This is a genomic window from Acinetobacter sp. 1566109 (assembly GCF_000582255.1).
Lineage (GTDB): Bacteria > Pseudomonadota > Gammaproteobacteria > Pseudomonadales > Moraxellaceae > Acinetobacter > Acinetobacter nosocomialis.
In genome coordinates, this window is the sequence record NZ_JEYB01000016.1 from 74,597 (window position 1) to 81,058 (window position 6,462).

Genomic DNA, 6,462 nt, shown 5'->3' on the forward strand with positions numbered 1-6,462 from the left:
AAATGAATAAAAAATCATTAGTTACAATACAAATTTTAGATTTATTTGGCAGCCCAATTTCAAAAGCACAATATGTAGTAAAAAACCAGAAAACTGGGCGAGTTATCGCGGCGGGACCAACAAATTCATCTGGGTGTATTGTTGAAATCAGCCAAGATAAAGGAACTGCTTTAGATGTATATATTAAAAGTATGTTTAAAGGCTCAATGGTTAAAGTACAAAGTTTTGTAATGTCTAAAGACCGAATGATTGTAAAAATTACAAGTCCTAAAGTCCTTTTGGATTTAAAAACATTAACGAATCAAGGTAATAATGGACAATATAAAAGGAAAACACATATTGTTAAAAAGGGTGATACGCTTTTTGAAATAGCACAAAAAAATCATACGACTGTTCGAGCACTAGAACGTTTAAATAAAATAGACGATCCCAATAAGATTAGTATTGGACAAGTCATTAAATTACCAGTTCATATTCCTGCTTCTGGAAATCATTCACACCAAGACAAACCTAAGCACAAGCACTCAGCTCAATCTACAAATAAACCTACTGCTAGTAGTGCAAAAACAACCCCAGCTCCAGTAGCAAAAAGACCAGCTAATCCTTCTTCTCAAACAAAACAAGAAAATGGGCTTCCAGAAAAAGCACATCAACTTTATGAAGATACTAAAAAAGCATTGAATGAAGCTGCAAGTTCAGTTTCTAAAATTTTGACTATTGATGATCGTAGTCAAGATGGAGGTACTCCTAAAGCAAATACTACAAATATTTGTAAAACCAATCCTCAATGTATTTCCAGTGGTAAAAGTGAGTTAATCAGAGAAGTTAATATTCGCTTAGCAGGTTTTGGTGGAGCATTACCAACAGATGAATTTACAGAACTGACAGCAACATGTATTAAACAATTTCAACGGGATTATATGGGGGTTCCAGACACTGGTAAGATTTGTGGTTCTGTTTTAGCTGCCTTAGATAGATTCAGAGATGAATATGGAATAGCTTCTTACTTTGAATCGATGAAATGTCCATGTAAAGATTATGGTGGAGGAAAACAATGTAATGGGTTTGGTGCAGGTAGAACAAAACAGTATAAAAATAAAAATGGGACATTAGGCAATTTTGCAAATGAATATTCAGGTATACATAGATCGGTTATTTGGATCTTAAAAGCCACTTTATTTTATATTAAAAGAATACATAACAAAGAATTCACATTTAATAAAATTGATTCAGGATATCGTTGTATTGAAAACAACGATGGTCATAATGGACAGAGAGAGCATAGAACTACAGTTAATCATATTGGGTTAGCGTTAGATCTACATTTTAACAAAAATGGAAAACGCACTAGAGAAGAGAGTGACATGAACTTAATAAGGTCAGCTCTCTTCGGTACATTTATGAATGCATCAAGTGCGAGAGCTAAAAATAAAATATATTTAGAACCAGCTTGGTATGGGAAGAGTGAAGGTGCTAAAACTTGGGTTCATTTTGATATAACTCGCTATGGAAAAGAATATTTATCAAAAGAGCTATTTGCAAATACTGTTGAAAATCTAAATGGTGACTATTTGGCGAACATTGTAAAGAAAAATAATTTGATAAACTTATTATCTTGTAGTGGGAATATTTCTATTCCGAGTAATGTTGTCCAACCTAAGCAAGAGAAAAATAAACTTTTTAATGAGGAAGATGCACGTAATGCATTAAAAGTTATTCATGAGAAATATGGTAAAGATATAGCAATAATTGTTGAAAAAATGTATAGGGTGGAAACTAGGCACTTTAAGTCAGAACAATATCAACATTGTGGTACTCCTGGCATGGAAAAAAATGGTTCAGCACCATATTATGGATGGGATTCTTCATTGTTTACAGATAAACCGATAGGAACATGGTCTGCTTATGAAAATGCGGGGCTAAGTGGCTCAGGAGGAAATGCACAAGTAACAACAAGTAAAAAAGTTTTTGTTTGTGTATCCTCAGTTTTGGTTGGTATGACATATGTAGCAAAATATATTAAAAAGTATAATGGAAATTATGCTCGATGGTTTGCGCTAGAAGATGGTAAACAAGCAGTTTATCGGAATGCATTAAGCAAAGTGAAAGCAAGAATCGTAACTGAACTTTAAAGAGGTTTTATAATGAAATTTGTATTTTTTTTATTTACATTATTTCTGATTTCGGGATGCAATGCAGAAAGTTCTAAAATCGCTTATGATCAAAAAAAGCAATGTAAGAATGATCTGATGTTAATAGCATCTAAGAATTTTGATTTTAATGGTATTAATAAGGATGATATAATCTTTGATTTTTCGGAAAAAGATTTTATAAAAATTTTTGTTAAAAGTAAAAGTGGAGTTAATAATGGTGCGACTTTTGGTTGGATAAGAATTGATAGGAAGGATAATAAGTTATATGACATTACATATGATGAAGAAAATAATATTCCAATGAATCTTTTTGATAGAAAAGATTATATAAGAAAATGTCTTTAATTAATTAAATTTTTGTGAGTATATTTGTGTCTAAGAAAATAATTTTATTAATAATTGTATGTTTTAATATTAGTGCTGCTTATGCAGCTAATAATATAGCTGATAAATGCTATATAAAAAATGAGATCGTATCAAATGAGTTAAATAAAGTTAGTGCAGTTCAGTTACCTTTTTCATCAAAAAGTAAGGTGAAAAATATAAATAGTAAAGCTATTTCTAGTTTTTCTAGTAATTTTTTTGAATATATTGATAGAAAAGGTGGTGATGTAACAGAATCAGGTATAATTATAAAATTACCAAATATTTGCGATAAAGTCGTATTTATTAGTTATTTTGTAGATGAGGGGGAGAATATTAATTATGCTTTAAATGTATTTAAGAATGGTGCAGGGAAGTCTGTCAATTTTGGAACTGGTTCAGAGTTTTGGATTGATGAAAAATATAATATAAAAGTAAAGTATTATCATGGAAAAAATATTTTTTATAAATACTTTAAAGTAAGTGAGAAGGGTGAGATATTAGAGTCAAAAAAACCATTCTAAAATAAATATAGCAATTAATTATACAGCAGATAATAATCTTAAAGAGATGAAACTAGTATGTTCAGTTGACTGATGTAAATTTTAAATTTAAAACCTAATATTTTTTGTAGACTGAGAAAACTGCATGTTTAAATTTTTTTTAATTGGTATGTTAGCTTGGACTAATGCTGCTAATGCTGAGTTTAATATAGAAAATAATCAAGATCAGCCAGTAAATATCAAATTAGGGTATCGGAGTGTTTTAAATTCTTCCTTCATATATACTGATGTCAGCAAAAATGTAGATTTGAAAAAAAATATCGTTATTGTTCCATATGGCGAAGTTACAGTTTTACTAAATCCAGTTTTGAATAATAATAATGAGATAAAAGGAAAGGATTATTACTTTATAAGCTATCAACCTAAAATTCTATTAGGGGAAAGTCAGTATAAGCTTCCTTTTGTTATTTCAGATGTTGGAGCAATTGGCACTAGTATTATTTATAATGATAATAATATTTCTATTTTTTCAATTGAAAGTTATACAAATCCTGGGTCCAATAATGATTCAAAAAAATTTAAAAGTGATATATATGTATTTAATAAAAAAAATTTAGGAATATACAATCCATTATTTTTATCAATAAATGTTAAATTAAGAAGTTTAAATGATGCTTCAATGAAATTTACAAAATTATCATCCATAAAGTATAATAAAAATGATAAGTCCTATCAAGTGGTATATGATTTTCAGAAAGTAACTGAAGATTTTACTTCAACTGGAAAAGTTAATTATGAGAATTTCCCAATTCAATATTCTTTTTCCTTGGTTCCGGATAAAAATAAACCTTTTTTAATTAAAGATATTATTGAAAAGAGAAAGGGTGATAAAAATATTGTTTCGAAAATTGAAAATAATGATATGTATTCATATTTTTTAAAATAGAAATATTTTAATATAAATATATTCTTATAAGCAGTAATAAATTAATATAATTTTTGCTGCTTATAAATAATTGGTAATATTGAAAATATTTTCTTATTAATAAAAGTTAATACCGAATGACTAAATATCTCAAATTTATAGTTTTTACCACTTTCATGATTGGATCTACTGAGACTTCATATGCTGACTTTGGTTTTATTCAAGATAAAGATGGGTATGTGAATGTAAGGGAAAATTCAAGTTTAAATTCTAAAGTTACGTCCAAATTAAATAGTAATGAAATTGTTTCTTGTGTGATGGATGAAGGGACAAATAATTTTTGTTTAGTTAATGCAAGTAATGGTGTAACAGGATTTATCTATAAAAATAGAATAAATAATTTTAGTGGTTACACTTCTATTAAGCTATCTCAATATTCTAGCGAGAAAGCTGTTTATAGTGATAAAAATATAATAGTAGAAGTGTATGCAAAAAAAGCTATTTTAGATCCTAAACTTTATAAAACTTTTAAAGGTGAATATAAGTATTTTAATAATAAACAATTCTTTGGTACTGATGGTAGTTTACCTAATAATGATTTTTTACAACTTGATAAAATCATAATTAAGGATAAAGATAAGAAAATAGAAATTGGTAAAAATGATATAGAGCAATACTTTTTTCCTAAAAATGGTATAGATGGTGACAAGAACGAGCTTGCTGATTTTAAAATATATTATTTAAATAATAATATTTATATTTTAAATACTTTTAATAATGCTGGTGCAGCAGCTTACAATATTGTTTTAAATATAAAAAATGGAAAAGTAATTGCCAATAAAGCTTGGAAGGTTGAAATTTAAAAATATTTTCTTTCTTCTACAAAAGCTAGTTAATTAAAGAAGCCTAACAAAAATTGGGCTTCTTTTACGTCTCTACAATCCCTTCCAAATCTTTGAGTGTATAGTTCCATTCATCAATTATGAGTTTGAATACCTTCTTGCACATAATCATGTAGATGAGGAAACTGCTAACAAGTATTTTTTAGAAAAATTAAGTGGTACTGAATTTAAGAATACTTTAAACTAAAAAACATTGCTTTATATGAATTCGTAACTATAAGCTTGAATAAATAATTGATTTAAATTTAATAATGTTATGTTGATAAATTGAGTATATTGGATGTCTAGAAGTAAATTATTTTTAATATTAGCTTTATTAATACCAAACCTTACTCAGGCAAAAAATATTATTTTATATGATGATTCAAATAGTATTATTTCTCAAGGATATAAAAGTATTAATGAACTTGGCCAATCTGTAAAAATAGATGAAGATTACGAAATTCTAACTAAAGAATATTCTTTTAATTCTAGTGATGAAAATGCTCATTCTTATAGTATTATTTTGAGGAAAGGAAATAATTTATATAATTTGGATCAGAATAAAATATATGGTTTGAATCGATATATTATTTCACCATATTTTTCAGATGATAATTTTATTGGTTTCGTAGAATATACGGGAAATGTATTAAGAGGTGATTTTTATATCATAAAGAAATTTTATATTTTTAATAAAAAAGCAAAAGAAATTGCTGTTGTTAAACTAATGGATACAAGTGTTTTGCCAAATAAAAAAGGTCAGTATGATTATAATTTTCTTGATCAAAATTATATAAAGAAAATTACTGTGGATGATTCTTTAAATATTTATACTATAAATTCTATATATGTTCAAAACAATCCTGCTGTTTGGAAGGTGATGTCAAAAGAATTTAAACCAGGCTATAAAGTTAATGACGGTTTTAAATTTAGATTAACAAAAGATAATAAAATTAAATGTGAGAATTTAAAAGGTTCAACTTTAGAGTGTAATGAAGGTTTTATGCAAATTCATCAAATAAAATAGAAGCTCAACATTTGAGCTTAATTGATTCTATACTATCTTTTGTTAATTCGATATGATAATAACGATAAGAATTAATTTTAAAAATTTTGGTTTTTAATAGTTGATTTATAAAATATTTTATCTTTATTATGATAATTTAACTTGATTGTTTGTAAATTAACCAAATGAAAAAAACTTGTTTTTTATTATTGCTGACTCTTTCTGCTAAGACATTTGCAAATACAGATAAGTGGAATGGTACTTATCATTATTATAGTTCAGAAGAGTTGCCGGGTGGTAATGTTGCGACGATAGAATCTGTTTTAACACTCACACCAAAAAAGTGTGAGTATTCTATTGCTGGCTTCCAGGTTGATAAATCTTATATATGCAAAGTGAAAGAGAAAAATAACGAGCTATATTTCTTTAAAGTTCAAAGTGGTGAAAAGTTAGGAAAAGTAGTCTTTAAGAAAGGAAAATACTATCTTTATTCTGATGAAGTTTTAGATAATAAAGATAACTTATTTTTTAAAGATAAATAATAGTTATAAAACTCTTTTTTAAAATATTTCAGACTCTATAAAAAGCCCAACAAAAGTTGGGCTTTTTTTATGTCTCTACAATCCCT

7 protein-coding genes are annotated in these 6,462 nt (G+C 27.1%); all 7 read left to right on the forward strand.

The window, feature by feature from the left end; all coding sequences use genetic code 11:
- Positions 1-2 precede the first annotated feature (2 nt).
- The 7 genes from J582_RS0104690 (at position 3) to J582_RS13275 (ending at position 6,376) form a co-directional block, all read left to right on the forward strand.
- Positions 3-2,132 carry a LysM peptidoglycan-binding domain-containing protein gene (locus J582_RS0104690; protein WP_081405533.1) on the forward strand — a complete coding sequence of 710 codons (2,130 nt, stop codon included), beginning with the start codon at positions 3-5 and terminating at the stop codon, positions 2,130-2,132.
- A 12-nt stretch (positions 2,133-2,144) separates the two neighbouring features.
- Positions 2,145-2,498, forward strand: a complete 354-nt coding sequence (locus J582_RS0104695; protein WP_031983749.1) for a hypothetical protein — start codon at positions 2,145-2,147, stop codon at positions 2,496-2,498.
- A 26-nt stretch (positions 2,499-2,524) separates the two neighbouring features.
- On the forward strand, positions 2,525-3,040 hold the full coding sequence (locus J582_RS13255; RefSeq protein ID WP_031983750.1) for a hypothetical protein: 516 nt from the start codon (positions 2,525-2,527) through the stop codon (positions 3,038-3,040).
- A gap of 124 nt (positions 3,041-3,164) precedes the next feature.
- Positions 3,165-3,965: a hypothetical protein gene (locus J582_RS13260; RefSeq protein WP_031983751.1), complete on the forward strand. Its 801-nt coding sequence runs from the start codon at positions 3,165-3,167 to the stop codon at positions 3,963-3,965.
- 116 nt (positions 3,966-4,081) lie between these two features.
- Positions 4,082-4,807, forward strand: a complete 726-nt coding sequence (locus J582_RS13265) for an SH3 domain-containing protein (RefSeq protein WP_032048044.1) — start codon at positions 4,082-4,084, stop codon at positions 4,805-4,807.
- A gap of 319 nt (positions 4,808-5,126) precedes the next feature.
- Positions 5,127-5,855, forward strand: a complete 729-nt coding sequence (locus tag J582_RS13270) for an RND transporter (RefSeq protein WP_031983401.1) — start codon at positions 5,127-5,129, stop codon at positions 5,853-5,855.
- Positions 5,856-6,019: 164 nt separating this feature from the next.
- Positions 6,020-6,376 carry a DUF5991 domain-containing protein gene (locus J582_RS13275; protein ID WP_031983400.1) on the forward strand — a complete coding sequence of 119 codons (357 nt, stop codon included), beginning with the start codon at positions 6,020-6,022 and terminating at the stop codon, positions 6,374-6,376.
- The last annotated feature ends 86 nt before the right edge of the window (positions 6,377-6,462 follow it).

Bases quoted from the DNA above. Each gene is read 5' to 3' on its own strand.
- J582_RS0104690 (WP_081405533.1), top strand. From the start codon at position 3: ATGAATAAAAAATCATTAGTTACAATACAAATTTTAGATTTATTTGGC.
- J582_RS13270 (WP_031983401.1), top strand. From the start codon at position 5,127: ATGTCTAGAAGTAAATTATTTTTAATATTAGCTTTATTAATACCAAAC.
- J582_RS13275 (WP_031983400.1), top strand. From the start codon at position 6,020: ATGAAAAAAACTTGTTTTTTATTATTGCTGACTCTTTCTGCTAAGACA.
- J582_RS0104695 (WP_031983749.1), top strand. From the start codon at position 2,145: ATGAAATTTGTATTTTTTTTATTTACATTATTTCTGATTTCGGGATGC.
- J582_RS13260 (WP_031983751.1), top strand. From the start codon at position 3,165: ATGTTTAAATTTTTTTTAATTGGTATGTTAGCTTGGACTAATGCTGCT.
- J582_RS13265 (WP_032048044.1), top strand. From the start codon at position 4,082: ATGACTAAATATCTCAAATTTATAGTTTTTACCACTTTCATGATTGGA.